At 72.3% G+C, this 18,609-nt stretch carries 18 protein-coding genes and 2 pseudogenes; 9 read left to right on the forward strand and 11 right to left on the reverse strand.

Annotated elements, in window-relative coordinates; translation table 11 throughout:
• Positions 1–74 precede the first annotated feature (74 nt).
• Both ACIGDI_RS09600 and ACIGDI_RS09605 read left to right on the forward strand, forming a co-directional pair.
• Positions 75–1,553, forward strand: coding sequence for an ATP-binding cassette domain-containing protein (locus ACIGDI_RS09600; RefSeq protein WP_399893135.1), 1,479 nt, complete (start codon positions 75–77; stop codon positions 1,551–1,553).
• Positions 1,550–2,428 carry an ABC transporter permease gene (locus ACIGDI_RS09605; RefSeq protein WP_399893139.1) on the forward strand — a complete coding sequence of 293 codons (879 nt, stop codon included), beginning with the start codon at positions 1,550–1,552 and terminating at the stop codon, positions 2,426–2,428. The genes ACIGDI_RS09600 and ACIGDI_RS09605 overlap by 4 nt, the downstream gene beginning before the upstream one ends.
• 16 nt (positions 2,429–2,444) lie before the next feature.
• On the opposite strand, the gene ACIGDI_RS09610 is transcribed toward ACIGDI_RS09605, so the two are convergent.
• Positions 2,445–2,786, reverse strand: coding sequence for an ATP/GTP-binding protein (locus tag ACIGDI_RS09610; RefSeq protein ID WP_399893142.1), 342 nt, complete (start codon positions 2,784–2,786; stop codon positions 2,445–2,447).
• A gap of 222 nt (positions 2,787–3,008) precedes the next feature.
• Between ACIGDI_RS09610 and ACIGDI_RS09615 the strand changes: the two genes are divergently transcribed.
• On the forward strand, positions 3,009–4,037 hold the full coding sequence (locus ACIGDI_RS09615) for an LLM class flavin-dependent oxidoreductase (protein WP_399893145.1): 1,029 nt from the start codon (positions 3,009–3,011) through the stop codon (positions 4,035–4,037).
• An 82-nt stretch (positions 4,038–4,119) separates the two neighbouring features.
• On the opposite strand, the gene ACIGDI_RS09620 is transcribed toward ACIGDI_RS09615, so the two are convergent.
• The gene (locus ACIGDI_RS09620) at positions 4,120–4,512 is read right to left on the reverse strand and encodes an SCO5389 family protein (RefSeq protein WP_200699360.1); all 393 of its coding nucleotides are present in this window, start codon (positions 4,510–4,512) and stop codon (positions 4,120–4,122) included.
• A 255-nt stretch (positions 4,513–4,767) separates the two neighbouring features.
• Between ACIGDI_RS09620 and nucS the strand changes: the two genes are divergently transcribed.
• Complete coding sequence (gene nucS / locus ACIGDI_RS09625) at positions 4,768–5,439, forward strand: endonuclease NucS (RefSeq protein ID WP_200699359.1); 672 nt, start codon at positions 4,768–4,770, stop codon at positions 5,437–5,439.
• A 64-nt stretch (positions 5,440–5,503) separates the two neighbouring features.
• Here nucS and ACIGDI_RS09630 read toward each other — a convergent pair whose 3' ends face one another.
• The 4 genes and pseudogenes from ACIGDI_RS09630 to ACIGDI_RS09645 all read right to left on the reverse strand — a co-directional run.
• On the reverse strand, positions 5,504–8,053 hold the full coding sequence (locus tag ACIGDI_RS09630) for an ATP-binding protein (protein WP_399893150.1): 2,550 nt from the start codon (positions 8,051–8,053) through the stop codon (positions 5,504–5,506).
• A gap of 257 nt (positions 8,054–8,310) precedes the next feature.
• On the reverse strand, positions 8,311–8,634 hold the full coding sequence (locus tag ACIGDI_RS09635) for an STAS domain-containing protein (protein ID WP_351479815.1): 324 nt from the start codon (positions 8,632–8,634) through the stop codon (positions 8,311–8,313).
• Positions 8,635–8,803: 169 nt separating this feature from the next.
• Positions 8,804–9,652, reverse strand: coding sequence for a 3-hydroxyacyl-CoA dehydrogenase family protein (locus ACIGDI_RS09640; protein WP_399893153.1), 849 nt, complete (start codon positions 9,650–9,652; stop codon positions 8,804–8,806).
• Between the two features lie 138 nt (positions 9,653–9,790).
• A pseudogene (locus ACIGDI_RS09645) lies at positions 9,791–10,064 on the reverse strand (TetR/AcrR family transcriptional regulator); the annotation flags it as partial.
• On the opposite strand from ACIGDI_RS09645, the pseudogene ACIGDI_RS09650 reads away from it, so the two are divergent.
• A pseudogene (locus ACIGDI_RS09650) lies at positions 10,062–10,298 on the forward strand (ABC transporter permease); the annotation flags it as partial. The pseudogenes ACIGDI_RS09645 and ACIGDI_RS09650 sit on opposite strands and share 3 nt — an antisense overlap.
• Positions 10,299–10,311: 13 nt before the next feature.
• Positions 10,312–10,884 (forward strand): cob(I)yrinic acid a,c-diamide adenosyltransferase, encoded by a 573-nt coding sequence (locus tag ACIGDI_RS09655; protein ID WP_399893156.1) that lies wholly within the window; start codon positions 10,312–10,314, stop codon positions 10,882–10,884.
• Between the two features lie 28 nt (positions 10,885–10,912).
• On the opposite strand, the gene ACIGDI_RS09660 is transcribed toward ACIGDI_RS09655, so the two are convergent.
• Genes ACIGDI_RS09660 through ACIGDI_RS09680 form a run of 5 tightly spaced genes read right to left on the reverse strand, consistent with a single transcriptional unit; the run spans position 10,913 to position 14,322 of the window.
• Positions 10,913–11,119, reverse strand: a complete 207-nt coding sequence (locus ACIGDI_RS09660; protein ID WP_399893159.1) for a hypothetical protein — start codon at positions 11,117–11,119, stop codon at positions 10,913–10,915.
• Positions 11,119–11,520 (reverse strand): hypothetical protein, encoded by a 402-nt coding sequence (locus tag ACIGDI_RS09665; protein WP_399893162.1) that lies wholly within the window; start codon positions 11,518–11,520, stop codon positions 11,119–11,121. The genes ACIGDI_RS09660 and ACIGDI_RS09665 overlap by 1 nt, the downstream gene beginning before the upstream one ends.
• 56 nt (positions 11,521–11,576) lie before the next feature.
• Complete coding sequence (locus ACIGDI_RS09670) at positions 11,577–13,040, reverse strand: sensor histidine kinase (RefSeq protein WP_399893165.1); 1,464 nt, start codon at positions 13,038–13,040, stop codon at positions 11,577–11,579.
• On the reverse strand, positions 13,037–13,729 hold the full coding sequence (locus ACIGDI_RS09675) for a response regulator transcription factor (RefSeq protein WP_399893168.1): 693 nt from the start codon (positions 13,727–13,729) through the stop codon (positions 13,037–13,039). Before ACIGDI_RS09675 ends, ACIGDI_RS09670 begins: the two co-directional genes overlap by 4 nt.
• 14 nt (positions 13,730–13,743) lie before the next feature.
• On the reverse strand, positions 13,744–14,322 hold the full coding sequence (locus tag ACIGDI_RS09680; protein ID WP_399893171.1) for a hypothetical protein: 579 nt from the start codon (positions 14,320–14,322) through the stop codon (positions 13,744–13,746).
• A gap of 152 nt (positions 14,323–14,474) precedes the next feature.
• On the opposite strand from ACIGDI_RS09680, the gene ACIGDI_RS09685 reads away from it, so the two are divergent.
• The 3 genes from ACIGDI_RS09685 (at position 14,475) to ACIGDI_RS09695 (ending at position 18,330) form a co-directional block, all read left to right on the forward strand.
• The gene (locus ACIGDI_RS09685; RefSeq protein ID WP_399893174.1) at positions 14,475–15,743 is read left to right on the forward strand and encodes a sensor histidine kinase; all 1,269 of its coding nucleotides are present in this window, start codon (positions 14,475–14,477) and stop codon (positions 15,741–15,743) included.
• A complete protein-coding gene (locus ACIGDI_RS09690; protein ID WP_399893177.1) occupies positions 15,740–16,378 on the forward strand; it encodes a response regulator in 639 nt (212 codons plus the stop codon). Before ACIGDI_RS09685 ends, ACIGDI_RS09690 begins: the two co-directional genes overlap by 4 nt.
• Positions 16,379–16,503: 125 nt before the next feature.
• Positions 16,504–18,330: a glycosyl hydrolase family 18 protein gene (locus tag ACIGDI_RS09695; RefSeq protein ID WP_399893180.1), complete on the forward strand. Its 1,827-nt coding sequence runs from the start codon at positions 16,504–16,506 to the stop codon at positions 18,328–18,330.
• Positions 18,331–18,609 lie beyond the last annotated feature (279 nt).

Below are 18,609 nucleotides of genomic sequence, written 5' to 3' on the forward strand. Positions count from 1 at the left end.
AGCGCCTCGATATCCTCCTAACCCTTACGGGGGCGTGTGCCCCGCTGTCCTGAACCTTTCGATGGGTGCGGAGCATGATCGAGGCAGTCGGCCTGACCAAGCGCTACGGCGACAAGACCGCTGTGTACAACCTTTCGTTCCGGGTGCGGCCGGGTGCCGTCACCGGCTTCCTGGGGCCCAACGGCTCCGGCAAGTCGACGACGATGCGGATGATCCTCGGCCTGGACAACCCGTCCGCGGGGCAGGTGACGATCGGCGGCTACCCGTACGCGAAGCTGCCGAACGCGCCGCGTCAGGTGGGCGCGCTGCTCGACGCCAAGGCGGTGCACGGGGGCCGGTCCGCTCGCAACCACCTGCTGAGCCTCGCCCAGCTGTCCGGCATCCCGGCCCGGCGGGTCGACGAGGTGCTGGGCGTGGTGGGCCTGCAGGACGTGGCCAGGCGCCGGTCCAAGGGCTTCTCGCTCGGCATGGGGCAGCGGCTCGGCATCGCCGCCGCGCTGCTGGGCGACCCGCAGGTGCTGCTCTTCGACGAGCCGGTCAACGGCCTCGACCCCGAGGGCATCCTGTGGGTGCGCAACCTGATGAAGGCGCTCGCGGCGGAGGGTCGTACGGTCTTCGTCTCCTCGCACCTGATGAGCGAGATGGCGCTGACCGCGGACCACCTCATCGTGATCGGACGCGGGCAGCTGCTCGCCGACATGAGCGTGGCGGACTTCATCGCCGCCAACTCCGCCGGCTTCGCGCGCGTGCGCACCCCGGACACCGAACCGCAGCTGCGGGAGAAGCTCACGTCCGCGCTGACCGAGGCGGGCGGGCACGTGCTGCCGGAGCAGGACGGCGCCCTGCGGATCACCGGGCTGCCGCTCCCCCGCATCAGCGACATCGCGCACGACGCCGACGTACGCCTGTGGGAGCTGTCGCCGCATCAGGCCTCGCTGGAGGAGGCGTACATGCGGATGACCCAGGCCGCCGTCGACTACCGCTCCACGATCGACCAGAAGGCGGGCCTGATGCAGCCCCTGCCGCCCGGCGCCCAGCCCCCGATGCCGGTGCCCGGCCAGGGCCAGCCGGGCTGGTACGCCCCGCCGCCGCCCGGACAGGGCGGCCAGCCGTTCGCGATGCCGCAGGGACAGCCGGGGCAGCCCGGCCCCTACGGCGCCACCGGACAGCCCCCCGCGAGCCCGTACGGCGCCCCCACCGCGCCGCCCGCGGGCCAGGGCAACCCGTACGCCCAGCCGGCGCCGCAGGCGCCCCAGGCGCCCCAGGGGCAGCCGCCGGTGCCCGCGGTCCCGGCCGGCGAGGCCGCCGGTGCGCCCGCGCAGAGCACCGCGCCGAGCCCCGTCCCGCACGGGTCCGCGGCGCAGCCGCAGCCCGCCGCCCCGGCGCAGCCGCCGAGCCCCACGCGGTCGGCGCCGGAAGGTTCCGCCACGCCCGCCGGCGCGCCGCAGGCGTCCGTGCCGCAGAGCGCCGCCGCGGGCCCGCGGGACGCGGCGCCCGCGTCCGTCCAGTCCGCCGCCCCCGCCGACCTGACCAAGCCCGAGGACGCCCGATGAGCACCCCGCAGCCCCCGATGCCGCAGGCCGCCGCACCCGACTGGCAGGCGGCGGCGCCCGGTTCGCCGTACCCCGGCTACACCTCGCCGATCCCCGTGGTGCGCACCCACCTCGGGCACGCGATCGCCTCGGAGTGGACGAAGATCAGGTCGGTCCGGTCGACCATGTGGACGCTCGGCGTGTTCCTGCTGCTCGTGGTGGGCATCGGCCTGCTGGTCGCCGCGCTGGTGTCCGCCAACGAGTCGGACGGCAGCCTGTCGGGCGAGAACCCGCTCTCCTTCGGTGTCTTCGGACTGCTCCTCGGCAGCATCTGCATCATCACCCTCGGCGTGCTGACCACCGCCTCCGAGTACGGCACCGGGATGATCCGCACTACGATGACCGCGTGCCCGTCCCGCGCCCGCGTGCTCGCGGCCAAGGCGATCGTGTTCTTCGCGGTCGCGTTCACCGTGACGTTCGTGTCGGTGCTGCTCGTCGCGCTCGCCGATGTGTCCATGCTGAGCTCGGCCCGGACCCTGTCCGGCGAGGAATGGCTGAAGGGCACCCTCGGCATCTCGTTCTACATCGCCCTGCTCGGACTGCTCTCGCTCGTCGTGGGCTCGGTCATCCGGCACTCCGCGGGCGCCATCACGATCATGATCGGCCTGGTGCTGGCGCCGCTGGTGATCGCGCTGTTCATGTTCTCGCAGGCGCTGGAGGACGTCCGCCAGGCCCTGTTCGAGTACTCGATCCCCAACCAGCTGGCCGTCTTCTACTCCAACTCCCTCAGCGACTCCGGTGGCCCCAGCGGCTGGGACCCGCTGTGGATCGCGCTCGGCGTCACGGCCGCCGCGTTCGGCGGCGCGGTGGCGCTGCTGAACAGCCGCGACGTGTGAGCTCTCAGGAGCCTCGTCAGAACTTCGGCGCGTTACGGGACCGCTGCACCCGCGTGGTGCGGCGGTCCTTCGCGTTCCAGCACGCCTTGTGCCAGTGGCGGCGCTCGTCGACGCCCGAGTGCTCCGGCCAGGCCACCACGTGCGGCACCCCGGAGGCGATCATCTGGTCGCAGCCGGGGCAGCGGTAGGTCTTGCCCTGCGCACTCGCGCCCGCCACGTGCCGCACGCTCCACTGCTCGCCCTGCCAGCTCTCGGTGGACTGCCAGCCGCCGTAGCGGCCGGGGCGGTCGTCCTCGGCGCTGCGGCCGGACGAGCCCGACGGATCGGAGCCCTTGGGTCGGTTGCGACGCGGGGACACGGAACACCTCACGGGGCTATACAGGAAGCATGGTTCGTGTCCAGCCTACGGTCCCGGAACCCGGGTACGCGTAGGGCACCGACCCCCCGGGGCCCGCCCGCGACGGCCCGTTCTGCAGACAATCCGCAAATCTCTTCGCCAGGCCGTGACCCCAGCACGTGTCGGACGGTTATGCCGGGTGGGGGAGCTCCATGTCGGAGCCAAGGAAGCAGGAAAAAAGCAATGCGCGTTGGAAGTTTCGTGTTGTCCGCCCAGTTCCCGGGACAGGGTCATGGGGAGGCGCTGCACCGTGCGGTCCGCTCGGCGGAGGTCGCCGAGGAGGCCGGTCTGGACTCGGTCTGGCTGGCGGAACACCACTTCGTGCCGTACGGGACCTGTCCGTCGGCGATCACCCTGGCGGGGTTCCTGCTGGGCCGCACGCGCCGGCTGCGGGTGGGCACGGCGGTCAGCGTGCTGCCCACGGCCCACCCGGTGGCCCTCGGCGAGCAGGCCGCGCTGCTGCACCTCACCTCCGGCGGGCGGTTCTCGCTGGGCGTGGGGCGCGGTGGCCCGTGGGTCGACCTGGAGGTGTTCGGGTCGGGTCTCGCGGCCTACGAGGAGGGGTTCCCGGAATCACTCGATCTGCTGGTGCGCTGGCTGCGCGAACCGTCCGTCGGGGCGGCCGGGGACTGGTTCCGGTTCCGTGAAGTGCCCGTCGTGCCAAGGCCGTCGGAGTCCCTGACGGACGCCGACGGGCCCGAGGTCGTCGTCGCCTGCACCTCGCCCAAGAGCGTCCGGCTGGCCGCCGAGCGGGCGCTGCCGATGCTGCTCGGCATGCACGTGGGGGACGAGGAGAAGGCGGAAATGGTGGCCCTGTGGCGGGAGTTGGCGCGTGCGGCCGGGCACCCGCCGGAGCGCGTCATGGGCGCCGGCCATGTCTCCGCGGGCGTCTGCCAGATCGCGGACCGCCGCACGGACGCGGTGGAGGCGCTGACGAAGGCGATGCCGGGCTGGCTCAAGCAGGGGCTGGACGCGCATGTCACGGTGGACGGCCGGATCCGGCAGATGCGCGACCCGCTGGCGTACACCGAACTGCTCTGCGGGCTGCACCCGGTGGGCACCCCGCGGCTGTGCGTCGACCGGCTCGCGGCGACCAGCGAGCGGACGGGCATCTCCCGCTTCGCCCTGCTGGTCGAGGGCTCCGGCGACCTCGCGGCCACCGAGGAGAACGTACGGCGGCTGGGTGCCGAGGTCCTCCCCCACCTCGGCTGACCGCATGGTCCGGCATGGGGCTTGCCGCTCCGGTACTTGATGCACCTCCCGCGTACGGAGCGGCAAGCGAGCGGCATGCCGCTCAGCAGTCCCGGAACTCCGGAGACTGGTTGAGCAGCTGACTGCGGACCGAGGTGAAGCGCGCCAGCGTCTCGTCGACGGAAGAGTCCAACGGGAACACCGCCACCCGGTGGCAGTTCTGGAAAGCCAGCCGAACACCGAAGTGCCGCTGGAGCGCGCCGCGTATCGCGTCACTCGCGAGCGCACGCAGCAGCTGACCGCGTGCCTGCTCGTCCGGCGGAGGCGTCTGGTTGTCGGCGAACTGTCCGCCGTCGACCTTCAGCTGGGCCACCAGGGAGCTGATCATCTCCCATGCGTAGGGCAGGGAGGTCCGGACGCAGTCGACGAATTCTGCTTCGTCGACCTCGCCTCGCTCGGCCTTCTCGAGTAGGGCCGGTGAGACGTCGAGCGACATGGGTTCTCCTCTCGCACCCCTGTGGACCACAGGGGTTGCCGGACAGATAAGGGAGTTCGCGATACCGCACACGCTGTGTACACGTCTCGCGACCTCCCGTTTATACGGTAGGCAACGGACCGTGACGGCACCAGGAGATTGCGTACATAGGGGGTTCCCTTTAGGCCCACAATCGGCCACAACCGAACAGGGGCGGTCAGTCGTCTTCTGGGGCGAATCGCGTCGACACCTGCCCGTCGAGTAGCGTTGCCGACCATGCGTCTCGTCATCGCCCGATGCTCCGTCGACTACGCGGGCCGGCTCACCGCCCATCTCCCCTCGGCGCCCCGCCTGATCCTGGTGAAGGCGGACGGCAGTGTGTCGATCCACGCCGACGACCGTGCCTACAAGCCCCTGAACTGGATGTCACCGCCCTGCACCCTGAAGGAGGGCGCGGACGGCGACGAGGGCGTCTGGACCGTCATCAACAAAGCGGGCGAGAAACTGATCATCACGATGGAGGAGATCCTCCACGACTCCTCGCACGAACTCGGCGTGGACCCGGGCCTGATCAAGGACGGCGTGGAAGCACACCTTCAGGAACTCCTCGCCGACCGCATCGAGACCCTCGGCGAGGGCTACTCGCTCATCCGGCGCGAGTACATGACCGCCATCGGCCCCGTCGACATCCTGTGCCGCGACGCCGAAGGACAGACGGTCGCGGTGGAGATCAAGCGGCGCGGCGAGATCGACGGCGTGGAGCAACTCACCCGCTACCTGGAGCTGTTGAACCGCGACCCGCATCTTGCCCCGGTCCGCGGCATCTTCGCGGCACAGGAGATCAAGCCGCAGGCCCGCGTCCTCGCCACGGACCGCGGGATCGGCTGCGCGGTGCTGGACTACGACGCGCTGCGCGGCATCGAGGACGACAAGCTGCGGCTGTTCTGAGCGGCGGCGGTACGGCGAAGGGGCCGGGTTCCTGGTGGAACCCGGCCCCTTCGGTGTGCCTGCCTCAGATCACCGCGCCCGACCCGCCGGTCGCGGGCGCGCTCGCCGAACCGCTCGTCTGGGCCGGGGCGGTGGAGGACGCCGGGGCGCCGGAAGCCGGGCCGCTGGCCGAGGTAGAGGTGGACGGGGGCTGCGCCGTCGACGACGTCGAGGGCGAGGGCGACGTCGAGGTGCTCGGCGACGTCGACGGGCTCGAAGGCGAGGTGCTCGGCTTCGGCGAGGTCGACGGTGACGAGGGCGGCTTCGACGGCGACTTGGACGGCGAGCTCGTCGAACCACCGCCCGAGCCCTTCGTGCCGCTGGGCCGGTCCGACGGCGTGCTGCCGGTGTCGGACGGCGGCGTCGGGTCGTCCGAGGTGCCGTAGGTGCCGTCGGGCCCCGGATCGGTCGGCCTGCTCGTGGCCGTGCCGGTGTCGCCGCCCTTGTCGGTCTTCGGCTTGTCCGCGCCGAGGGAGCCGTCGTCGACGCCCTGGCTGGCGGAGGGGTTCACGCCGACCTTGTCGGAGGGGTTGTTTGCGTCGTTGTTGGAGGTCGCGCCGAGTGTCACCACCGTGCCGAGCACGGCGACGAGCAGCGCGCCCGCGCCGGCCGCGACCAGGTTGCGGCGGGCGAGGCCCCTGATGCCCGCGCGGTGGGTCTTGGGCGGGTGTCCGCCGGAGGACGTGGACCGGTTGACGACGATCGTCGCGCCGTCGGCCGTGGAGGGGCCCGGCGGCCGTGCGGGCGGGAAGCCCGGGAGGACCGCCGGTACGCCGCCCGGGGGCGACTGGGACTCCTCGTAGCGGGCGTCCGGCACCTCCTCGCCGGCCGTCGACACCAGACCCGGCGCCGTGCCGGTGCGGTCGGCGACCAGGGCGAGGGCGCGCCGGGCGGCGACCGTGCCGCGCTTGTCGGACGTCGCGCCGCGCAGACCGAGGGAGGTCTCCAGCTCGGCGCGGGCCCGGTCGAACTCCCCGTCGCAGAGCGCGAGGACGCCCAGCTCGTGGTGGAAGTAGGCCTGTTCCGACACCTCTCCGGCCAGCCGGGCGGCCTCGGCGCCGGCGCGCAGGGCGCGTTCCCAGGCGCTGAAGTCCAGTCCGGCGGCGAAGGCGGGCGCGGCCGTGCGGGCCAGCTGGACGGTGACGGCCTCCTCGCCCTCCGCGGGCGGGGCGGTGTCCGGCACCAGGACGCCGAGGGCGGCGAGCAGGGCGTCGGCCTCGGCGCACACCCGCTCGGGGGTGACCGACGGATGCCCGGCCCACCAGGCGTAGTGCTGGGCGGCGGTCAGGGCGCGCGCCTTGAGGTCGTCGTTGTATCCGGCGGCCTCCAGCTGCTGGAGCACGCCGGCGGCGAGGCGGTAGCGGGAGCCGACCGGGGAGACCAGCCCGCAGGAGGCCAGTTCGCCGAGGGCGGCGTCCGCGTGGGTGTCGCCGACGAGCGCCGGCAGGTGGGCCTGGTGGGGCACCTCGCCGCCGAGGGCGACCGCGAAGCGCAGGGTCGCGCGGGCCGACGGGCTCAGCCGGGCGGCCAGCAGCGGGGCGGGCGCGGCGGCCTCGCCGAGCGAGGGCAGCGGTACGGCGTCGTCCTCGGCGTCGAACGGGGCGTCGAAGGGCGCGTCCACGGGCAGGGAGTCGGCGAAGACGCCGAACTCGTCGACCGCGCCGGCGCCGGCCCGCTGCTGGTCCCGCTGGCGCAGCAGGGCGCCGGCCTGGACGAACCGCAGCGGCAGGCCCTCGGACTCGAACCAGAGGTCGCCGGCCCAGTTGGCCTCCTCCTCGGTGAGCACCCGGCCGACGACGCGCTCGATGATGTCGACACCGCCCGCCCGTTCCAGGCCGCCGAGGAGGACTTCCTCGACGGCGGAGTCGGCGGAGGGCGCGGGCACGTCGGGCGTGGCGCCGATCACGAAGGCGCACTCGGGCGTCGCGTCGAGCAGCTCGTCGAGGGCGGCGCCGCCGAACTCGATGTCGTCCAGGACGACGACCGCGCCGACCTCCCGGACGAGGGCGAGGAGTTCCTGCCGCTCCGGGCGGTACAGAGGCGCGTCGTACACGGCGTAGAAGAGGTCGTGCAGGAGTTCCTCGGCGCTGCGGTGGAAGCCGCTCAGGCGGACGACGCCGTCGGGGGCGAGGTCCGAGCAGTCCTCCGCGACCAGGTCGAGCAGGGCGGTGCGGCCCGAGCCGGCGGGGCCGGTGAGGCGTACGGAGCGGCCGCGGGCGAGCAGGCGGACCAGATGCTCGCGCTCGTCCTGGCGTTCCAGGAGCGGTAGCACGGGCCGGGCCGGTCCCGGTGGGACGGGTGCCCGGGCGGCGCGGGCCGCCTCGGCGCGCTCGGCGGCGGTGAGCTTCTCGGGCCGGCCGGGTCGCTCCCCCGGCGGGCAGGGTTCTATCTCGCTGCCGTCGACGGGATTGACGGTGAGCAGGTGGTCGCCCGTGACGAGCTGCACCGTGCGGGCGAGCGCGGGCGTGTGCTGTCCGAAGTCGGGTGTGAGGGGGTCCCTGGGCGGGCGCTGGCGCGACGCGCCGGTGTCGCCGTCATGGCCGTAGCCCTCGGGTCCCCGGTTGTTCGGGTCCATAGGTCAAGCCCCCCAAAAGCGATCGTGTGCCGATACAGCCCCTCCCGGCCTTGTCGCACACTCCGCTGTCGCTTCTGGTCCGGTGCCCGCTCGAGGGTTTCGCTGGCGGCGGGCAGCCGAACCCTAAACCTTCGCTCAGTATCTACGACAGCCCGGGGTACGGCGCCGCCCGAGACGTCACAGTGTCGTACGGATCGCGCTGACCTGCGTTTCCCGGCCGGATTGCCCGGCCGCGCCCGCCCCGTGCGTGCCAGAGGTCACACGCGGGGCAGCGACTCCACCCCGATGCCCCCCTCGATCGCCAGGATGCGGTGCAGCCGGGTGGCCACCAGCAGGCGCTGCATCTGCGGCGGTACGTCGCGCAGCACCAGACGCCGGCCACAGCGGCCGGCCCGCCGGTGGACGCCCATGATCACCCCGAGTCCGGTGGCGTCCCAGGAGTCCAGTTCGGACAGGTCGAGCACGAGGTCGCCGACTCCGTCGTCGACGGCCGAGTGCAGGACCGTGCGGGCGTCCGCCGCGCTGCGGACGTCGAGGCGGCCCCCGACGACCAGCTCGGCGTGGTCGCCCCTGATGAACATAAGCGCTCCCCGTGAGTGCGTTGCGTACTCCGTGACGGTGGCTGTGCATCGTCTGACTGCTCCAGCGGCGACGAGGTTGCCGTCTGTAAGCGAACCGATACCGAATTCACCCCCGGGAGTGATGCTCCCGGGGTTTGTGCGGTTTCAGTGGCTGGACGTACCGATGTGCTCAGTACGTGTAGAAGCCCTGCCCGCTCTTGCGCCCGATGTCACCGGCGTCAACCATCCGGCGCATCAGCTCCGGCGGCGCGAACTTCTCGTCCTGCGACTCGGTGTAGATGTTGCTGGTGGCGTGCAGCAGGATGTCGACGCCGGTCAGGTCCGCCGTGGCCAGCGGGCCCATCGCGTGGCCGAAGCCCAGCTTGCAGGCGAGGTCGATGTCCTCGGCGGTCGCGACGCCCGACTCGTAGAGCTTGGTCGCCTCGACGACGAGGGCGGAGATGAGCCGGGTGGTGACGAAGCCGGCCACGTCGCGGTTGACGACGATGCAGGTCTTGCCGACGGACTCGGCGAACTCCCGCGCGGTGGCGAGGGTTTCGTCACTGGTCTTGTAGCCGCGGACCAGCTCGACGAGCTGCATCATCGGCACCGGCGAGAAGAAGTGGACGCCGACGACCCGCTCGGGGTGCTCGGTGGCCGCCGCGATCTTGGTGATCGGGATCGCGGAGGTGTTGGACGCCAGCACGGCGTCCGAGCGCACGATCTTGTCGAGCGTGCGGAAGATCTCGTGCTTGACTTCCAGCTTCTCGAACACGGCCTCGACGACGATGTCGGCGTCGGCGGCCGCGTCCAGATCGGTGGTCGCGGTGATACGGGCGAGGGCGGCGTCGGCGTCGTGCGCCTCCATCTTGCCCTTGCTCACGAACTTGTCGTACGAGGCCTTGATGCCGTCGGTGCCGCGCTCGAGGGCCTCGTCCGTGACGTCCCGAAGAACGACGTCCCAGCCGGCCTGAGCCGAGACCTGGGCGATACCGGAACCCATCAGGCCGGCGCCGATGACGGCAAGCTTCCGTGCCACGTTTGCGACTCCCCTTTGAAACGCCTTACACCACGTTTACGTATGTCTCTTCGGCGGACCTTAGCGCTCGTGAGGTGCCGTGTGTCCGGTAAGTAATGCGCGTCACGTCTCATCTGACGGACATCACACCGGCAGGGGTCATTCGACGCCACGGACGGCGTAGTTGAGCACCTTCTCGCCCAACAACTCCTCTATGTCGTCGAGGAGGACCAGCACCTCTCGTGACACTTCGCGTGGATCGCGCCCCTTGACCATCTCGCGGCGAATGACCGCCATGACGGCACTGTGCGCCCGGCCGAGCTGACCGGCGATCAGATGCGGCAGCAGGTCGTCGTCAGCATGGGGCCTGCTCGACGACTCGCATGAAGGCGGCGAGGCCCGGCATCAGCCCGAGCCGCGGCGAGACCGCCTCGGCATGCCGTCCATGCTGCTGTCCGGCCTGATGCTCCCGATGCCCCTGGCGCCGGCGTGGCTGGACGTGCTGTCCCACTTCGTGCCGTTCCGCCATCTGGTGGACGCGGTGCGGGACGCCTACGTCGGGTCGTATGTGACGTGTCACATGGCGTACGGCGTCCTCGTCGCCCTCGGATTCGCCCTGCTCGCCGTGACAGTGGGCACACGCGGCTTCCGCTCGGCCGGGGCGTAATTACGCTGGCCACATGGTCAATCTGACGCGCATCTACACCAGGACCGGCGACCAGGGCACCACCGCCCTCGGCGACATGAGCCGGGTCGCCAAGACCGATCTCAGGATCTCCGCGTACGCCGACGCCAACGAGGCGAACGCGGTGATCGGGACGGCGATCGCGCTGGGCGGTCTCGACGCGGAGGTCGTCGAGGTCCTCACCCGCGTCCAGAACGACCTGTTCGACGTGGGCGCGGACCTGTCGACGCCGGTCGTGGAGAACCCCGAGTACCCGCCCCTGAGGGTCGAGCAGTTCTACATCGACAAGCTGGAGGCGGACTGCGACCGCTTCAACGAGCGGCTGGAGAAGCTGCGCTCCTTCATCCTGCCCGGCGGCACCCCGGGCGCGGCCCTGCTGCACCAGGCCTGCACGGTCGTACGGCGTGCCGAGCGCTCGACCTGGGCGGCGCTGGAGGTGCACGGCGAGGTGATGAACCCGCTCACCGCGACCTACCTCAACCGCCTTTCGGACCTGCTGTTCATCCTGGCCCGGACGGCCAACAAGGACGTCGGTGACGTGCTGTGGGTGCCGGGCGGGGAGCGCTGAGACACCCCCCGCCCCGCGCCCGCTCCTCTCAACGTTCCGTGCCGTCCCGGGCCGCGTCCTCGTCCGCCCGGGCGAGCGCGGACTCGGCGGCGGCCACCTTCTTCTGCATCTCCGAGTAGCCGGAGGGCGTGGCGGCCGGCTTGTCCGGGGCGCCGGCCGAGCCGCCGCCGGGCGCGCAGGCCGTCGCGAGCCCGGCGAGCAGGACGGCCGCGGCGGCCGCGAGCCTCGGCCGCATCAGCTCGCGCCCCCGTCGTTGTCCTTGCACCAGGTGCGGACGTCCGCCAGGTCCTGTTGCCGCTGGCGCAGGGTCGTCACCAGCGACTTGCGGAAGGTCAGCCGGTCCTGGAGATACGTGGCGATCTCGGAGTGCCCGGCGCTCTTGGCGTTGTCCACACGCTGCTGCAGGCGGGCGATGGAACCGCGTTTGTCGGCGCCCGCGTTCAGGCGGTCGAGGGCGCGCCCGATGCGGCGGTCGATCTTCGGCGCCCGCTTGCACAGCGCCTGCGCGCCGTCGCCGGTCGGGGTCGCCGCCGGCGACGGTGTGCTCTCGGCCACGGCCGCTCCGGTGGTGCCCGCCAGGACCGCGGCCACGGCCGCCCCCACCAGGAGGGTGCGCCGGTGTCGTCGTACGTACATCTCTGCCTCCGTTTCCCGCGGACGGCCCCCTTCGTCCGTCCGCTCGCGGGAGGAGGCTAGGAACCGTCTTTGGGGAAACTCTGTGACCGTTTCGTCCCGGCTGTGTCGATCAGCCAGTCGCGGTGTGCGGGGAGCGGGCCGCCGGTCGACGGCAGCCGCACCTCGAAGCGGGCGCCGGTCCCGGACGGGCCGTCCGCCACGGTGACACTCCCCCGGTGCAGGGCCGCCTGCTGGGCCACCAGGGTCAGGCCGAGCCCGGAGCCGGAGCTCGCGGGCCCGCGTTCGAAGCGCTCGAAGATCCGTGCGCGGGCGTCGGCGGGCACCCCGGGTCCGGCGTCGTCGACCGTGACGACGACCTGTTCGCCCGCGCGCCGCACCCCCACCGCCACCGTGGCGCGGCCGTCGGCGTCGCTGCCGTGCGTGAGGGCGTTGGCCAGCAGGTTGTCCAGGAGCAGCCGCAGGCCGGGCTCCCAGCCGGGCACCGTCGCGCCGGGCTCGGCCCGCAGCGTGATCCGTGCGCCCGGAGCGCGCCGCCGGGCCTCCGCGACCGCCGCGTCCGCCGCCTCCGACACGTCCACGCTTCCCAGGGCCTCCGCCTCCACCAGGTCACCGCGGCCCAGTTCGCGGAGCATCACCAGCAGGTTCAGCAGCCGGGCGTGTTCGGTGCGCAGGTCGGCCAGGACCTCCGTGCGGTCCGCCTCGGGGAGGTCGGGGTGCGCGGCGAGGATGTCGAGGTTGGTGCCCATGCTCATCAGCGGGGTGCGCAGTTCGTGGGCGGCGGCGGAGGAGAAGGAGCGGGCGGTGTCCAGGGCCTCGGCGGTGCGGGCGGCCTGTTCGTCGTAGCGGGCGAGGACGGTGCGCAGGGTGGCCGCCAGTTCGTCGACCTCGGTGACCCCGCTCGGCTCGTCGGGCAGCCGGGTGCCGCTGGTGCGCGGGTCCAGTCCCGCGGTACGGCGCCCGAGCCGGCGCAGCGGGCCGGTGGCGCCGGTGGCCACGGCCCAGGCGAGCAGACCGGACAGCGGCGCGGCGGTCAGCGTCGTCACCGCCACCCGGCGTCTGACCAGCCGGAGTTGGGCCTGGTCGGCGGCGTTGGGCGAGAAGACCCACAGGGTGCCGGAGCCGCGGGCGGTGGTGATCGTCCTCGACAGGGCACGCCAGCTGGTGCCGCCTTCGCGGACGGTGACCGGCCCCCTGGTCCCCTCGGGCAGCGGCACCGAGGCGTCCGGCTGGGGGCCGCCGCTGAAGGTGGCGTCGGGGCCGACGACCCGGACGCCGACGTCGAGGGCCGCGCTGAAGAGCCGACGTTCACGGGTGTCGGCGGCCTTGGGGCGGTCGTCGGCCGTGGCCCGCAGCAGGGCGCGGGCGTCGGCGGTGAGGGCGGTGGCCCGGGTGCGCAGGTGGTCGTCCTCGGCGCCGTGCAGGTCGTGTTCGACGAGCCGGAGCAGCAGCCAGCCGCAGGCCAGGACGAGCAGCGGCACGGTGACGCCGACGGCGATCCCGATCCGGGTGGAGAGCCTCACGGCTCCCGCCTCAGGACGAAGCCCACGCCGCGCACGGTGTGCACGAGCCTGGGCCGGCCGTCCGCCTCCAGCTTGCGCCGCAGATAGCTGACGAAGGTGTCGACGGTGTCGGTGCGCACGTCGAAGTCGTAGCCCCACACCCGGTCGAGCAACTGGTCGCGGGTGAGCACGATCCCCGCGTTGCGGGCGAGCACCTCCAGCAGCTCGAACTCCCGCCGGGTCAGATCCAGCGGCCTGCCGTCCCGCTCGGCGGTGCGGGCGGCCGGGTCGATGACCAGGCCCGCCACCCGCAGCACCTCGCCGGCGGGCGGGCGGCGGCGCAGCAGGGCCCGCAGCCGCAGTACCAGTTCCTGCAGGGCGAACGGCTTGACCAGGTAGTCGTCGCCGCCCGCCTGGAGACCGGCGATGCGGTCGGCGGTCTCGTCCAGCGCGGAGAGCATGAGGACGGGCAGGTCAAGCCCGTCCTCGCGGAGCCGTTCGCACACCTCGATGCCGCTCATGCCGGGCATCGACACGTCGAGGACGAGGACGTCGGGCGGCGTCTGACGGATCGTGGCCAGCGCCTCGCGGCCGCCGTCCGCCGTGCGCACCCGGAATCCGCTCAGCTTCAGCCCGCGTTCCAGGGAGCGCCGGATGGCCGCGTCGTCGTCCACGACCAGCACGGCACCGGAACGTTCCGCCTCGCTCATGCACCCCTCCTCGCTCACCGCCCGGTCAGCGTACGGTCCTCCCCGGTGCGGTCGGCAGCGGTGGCCGGGGCCTTCTTGGGCCAGATCAGGTAGGTCAGCGCGACGACGCCGTGGATGCCCAGCGCCCGCAGCGCCACCAGCTGGAAGGACCGCAGGGACGAGGTGTCCCCGTCGCCGACGTACCAGATCGCGCCCTGCAGCAGGGCGCAGGCGACCGCGGCCGCCAGCAGGGTACGCAGCCACAGGCCGCCCTCGTGGCGGGCGCGGGCCAGGCCGTACCGCGGGGGCTTCGGCGGGCGCGGGCCGCCCGAGAGGCGGTGGGCGGCGTGGCCGTCGAGCCAGCGGATCGTGTAGTGGCCGTAGGCGACGGTGTACCCGATGTACAGGGCGGCCAGGCCGTGTTCCCAGCCGGGTTCGGCGCCGTTCCTCAGGTCGATCGCCGTCACCGCGAACAGGACCAGCTCCAGCAGCGGCTCGCACAGCAGGATCGCCACGCCGGTGCGGCGCCACCCCAGCAGATAGCGGACGGCGAGGCCCAGGGCCAGCAGCACCCAGAAACCCACTTCGCAGACGATGATCAACGTGACGACCACGGCACGCTCCTTTCGGTCACCCTTCCAGGCTCGCGGGGCGCGCGGTCGTTCTCGTCGTCGGCGGTGACGAACCCGCGGTACATCGAAAGATGCAGTCCAGGACCGTCCCACGGCATCAGGCGCGGGTCGCGGGCACCGTGTTGGATGGAGTCATGGCCCTTCCCCGACCGCACCGCTTCGACGTGTTCGTCGCCGTCGGCGGGCTGCTCGGCGGGCTGCTCCTGGTGGGCATCGGCCTCACCACCCGGCCCGCCGGCGACCCGATCGCCGTCTTCGACGGGCCCTGGCCGATGCTGCCGCCGCTCGTCGTCATGGCCGGCTGCGAGCTGCTGCGCCGCACGGGACCCCGCGCGGCCCTGCTGACCGGCACGGCCGCGGTCTGCGCGGACCTCGTCACCCAGGGGAACCTGGCCACGGTCCTGATGTTCACCGACCTCCTCTACGCGGCCGTGCTGTACGGCCCGCTCGCCTCGGCCCGCCGCATCCAGTGGATCACCGGGCTGCTCACGGTGGCCGCGACGCTGGTGCCGTTCGCGGTGTGGCGGGTCCCGGAGGCGCTGCTGATCGGTGTGGTCGTGGGTGTCGTGGCGTACGCGCCCGCCGCCACCGGCTGGATCGTGCGCGACCACCGGGACGCGGCCGAGGCGGCCCGGTTGCGCGCCGAACAGACCGCGCTGCTGGCCGAGATGGACCGCAGTCAGGCGGTCGCGTCGGAACGGGCGCGGATGGCACGGGAGTTGCACGACATGGTCGCCAACCACCTGTCCGCCATCGCCATCCACTCGACGGCCGCGCTGTCCATCGACGATCCCGGGACCTCGCGGGACGCGCTCGCCGTCATCCGGGAGAACAGCGTCGAGGGGCTCGCCGAGATGCGCCGGCTGATCGGCATCCTGCGCGACGGGCACGGCGGACCCAGCGCGGTCCCGACCCTCGACGGCCTGCCCGCCCTGGTCGCCGGCGCCCGCGCCAACGGCCTGGACGTCACCCTGGACACCGAGCACGGCCGGGTCCCCGCACCCGTCGAACTCGCCGCCTACCGCATCGTCCAGGAGTCGCTGACCAACGCCCTCAAACACGCCTGCCCCGGCCGCGTGACCGTGCGGCTGGCCCGGCTGGACGGCGCACTGGACGTGCGGGTGAGCAGCCCGTACGGCCACCGGGACGGGCCGCGCGCCCCCGGCTCCGGGGCCGGGCTGGTCGGCATGCGGGAGCGGACCGCGCTGCTCGGCGGCACGTTCACGGCGGGGCCCGAGGGCACGCGGTGGACCGTGCACGCCACGCTTCCGCTCACCGAGGCGGACCGGCACGCCGAGGTGGACCGGATCGCCGGAGCGGGCCGAGACGCCGAAGCGGGCCGCGGCGCCGCGACGGGCCGAGAAGCCGCAGTGGGCCGAGACGCCGAAGGAGACCGATCGTGATCCGAGTGCTCGTCGCCGAGGACCAGGCCGCCGTGCGCGCCGGGCTCGTCCTGATCCTGCGCAGCGCCCCCGACATCGAGGTGGCCGACGAGGCGGCGGACGGGGAGCAGGCGGTGGCGCTGGCCCGGGAGCTGCGGCCGGACGTGGTGCTGATGGACGTTCAGATGCCGCTTCTGGACGGGGTGTCGGCGACCGGGCGCATCGTCGAGGAGCGGCTCGCGGACGTGCTGGTGCTGACCACCTTCGATCTCGACGAGTACGTGTTCGGGGCGCTGCGCGCGGGGGCGGCCGGGTTCCTGCTGAAGAACACCGACGCCGCGGATCTGCTGGCGGCGGTCCGGACGGTGGCGCGCGGCGAGGGCCTGATCGCGCCGGCCGTCACCCGCCGGCTGATCGCCGCGTTCGCCGCCGGGCCGGTGCGGGAACCGAGGGACGCGGCGGTCCTCGACGTACTCACGCGGCGCGAGCGCGAGGTGCTGTCCTGTCTCGGCGAGGGCCTGTCCAACGCCGGCATCGCCGACCGGCTCGACATGGCCGAGGCGACGGTGAAGACGCACGTCAGCCGTCTGCTGGGGAAGCTGGAGCTGCGCAGCCGCGTGCAAGCGGCGGTGCTCGCGCAGGAGTTGGGGATCTGAGGCAACCCGGGTGTCAAGTGGTCCAGACCTATTGACCGATGGTCCAGACCTTTCTATTCTCGCGACACCGTGGGCGTGAAGGCTCAGTCGCGCCCCCACCCCCTTGACGAAGAGGGAGGCGCAGCATGCGCTTCAGACACAGAGCCGCGGCAGGGTTCGCGACCCTGTTGCTCCCCCTGGCCGGACTGGTCGGCCTCGCGAGCCCCGCCCAGGCCGCGACGAACGCCACCGCCACGTACACCAAGACCCAGGACTGGGGAACCGGCTTCGGCGGTCAGTGGACCATCAAGAACACCGGCTCCAGCAGCATCAGTTCCTGGACCGTCGAGTGGGACTTCCCCTCCGGCACGTCCGTCACCTCCGCGTGGGACGCGGACGTCACGAACTCCGGCACCCACTGGACCGCCAAGAACAAGTCGTACAACGGCACCCTGGCCCCCGGTGCCTCGGTCTCCTTCGGCTTCAACGGCGCGGGCTCCGGCTCCCCGTCCAACTGCAAGCTGAACGGCGACAGTTGTGACGGCACCACGGTCCCCGGCGACGCGGCGCCGTCCGCGCCGGGCACCCCCACCGCCTCCTCCGTCACCGACACCTCGGTGAAGCTGTCCTGGAGCGCGGCCACCGACGACAAGGGCGTCAAGAACTACGACGTCCTGCGCGACGGCAAGGTCGTCTCCACGGTGACCACGACCTCGTACACCGACACCGGCCTCACCGCGGGCACCGACTACTCCTACACCGTGCGGGCCCGTGACACCGCCGACCAGACCGGTCCGGTGAGCGGCTCGGTCGCGGTGCACACCACCGGCGGCACCACCGACCCGCCGCCGACCACCGGCGACAAGGTCAAGCTCGGCTACTTCACCGAGTGGGGCATCTACGGCCGCAACTACAACGTCAAGAACCTGGTGACGTCCGGCTCGGCGGCGAAGATCACGCACATCAACTACGCCTTCGGCAACGTCACCAACGGCCAGTGCGCGATCGGCGACTCCTACGCCGACTACGACAAGGCCTTCACCGCCGACCAGTCGGTCAGCGGCGTCGCGGACACCTGGGACCAGCCGCTGCGCGGCAACTTCAACCAGCTCCGCGAGCTGAAGGCCAAGTACCCGAACATCAAGGTGCTGTGGTCCTTCGGCGGCTGGACCTGGTCCGGCGGCTTCGCCCAGGCGGCGGCCAACCCGACCGCCTTCGCGAACTCCTGCTACAACCTGGTCGAGGACCCGCGCTGGGCCGACGTGTTCGACGGCATCGACATCGACTGGGAGTACCCGAACGCCTGCGGGCTTTCCTGCGACACCAGCGGGGCCGCGGCCTTCAAGAACGTGATGTCCGCGCTGCGCGCCAAGTTCGGCTCCAACAACCTGGTCACGGCGGCCACCACCGCCGACGGTTCGGCCGGCGGCAAGATCGAGGCCGCCGACTACGCGGGCGCCGCCCAGTACGTCAACTGGTACAACGTGATGACGTACGACTTCTTCGGCGCCTGGGACGCGCAGGGCCCGACCGCCCCGCACTCCCCGCTCACCTCGTACTCCGGCATCCCGAAGGCCGGCTTCACCACGGCCGACGCGATGGCCAAGTTCAAGGCGATCGGCGTCCCCGCGAAGAAGCTGCTCATCGGCATCGGCTTCTACGGCCGCGGCTGGACGGGCGTGACACAGGACGCCCCGGGCGGCACGGCCACGGGCCCGGCGGCCGGCACCTACGAGCAGGGCATCGAGGACTACAAGGTCCTCAAGACGTCCTGTCCGGCGACCGGCACGGTCGCGGGAACGGCGTACGCGCACTGCGGCAGCAACTGGTGGTCCTACGACACCCCGTCGACCATCGCCGGAAAGATGAGCTGGGCCAAGTCCCAGGGCCTCGGCGGCGCGTTCTTCTGGGAGTTCAGCGGTGACACGAGCAACGGAGAGCTGGTGAGCGCCATCAGCAGCGGAATGAGCTGACGGACTGCATTCACTTCACCACCTGGGGCGCGCGGCACCTGCCGCGCGCCCCAGGCGTGCGCGGCGGGGGGTCATCCGGCCCCTTGGACGGGAAGGTCGGCAGGTGCGACGGACCCCTGACCGGGCACATCCTTTATCTCAAACACTAAGCGGAAGAACTCATTCATGGGGGAAGAATGAAGCGCAGGTCCCACAAGCCGCACAAGAACGCGCGGCCGGCCGCCTCCAGGGCGGTGTCCTACGGAGGGTTCGCCGGGGCAGCGGCAGCGGCTCTGCTGG

The organism is Streptomyces sp. NPDC085900 (assembly GCF_044540925.1).
In the GTDB taxonomy this organism is placed as follows: domain Bacteria; phylum Actinomycetota; class Actinomycetes; order Streptomycetales; family Streptomycetaceae; genus Streptomyces; species Streptomyces gilvifuscus.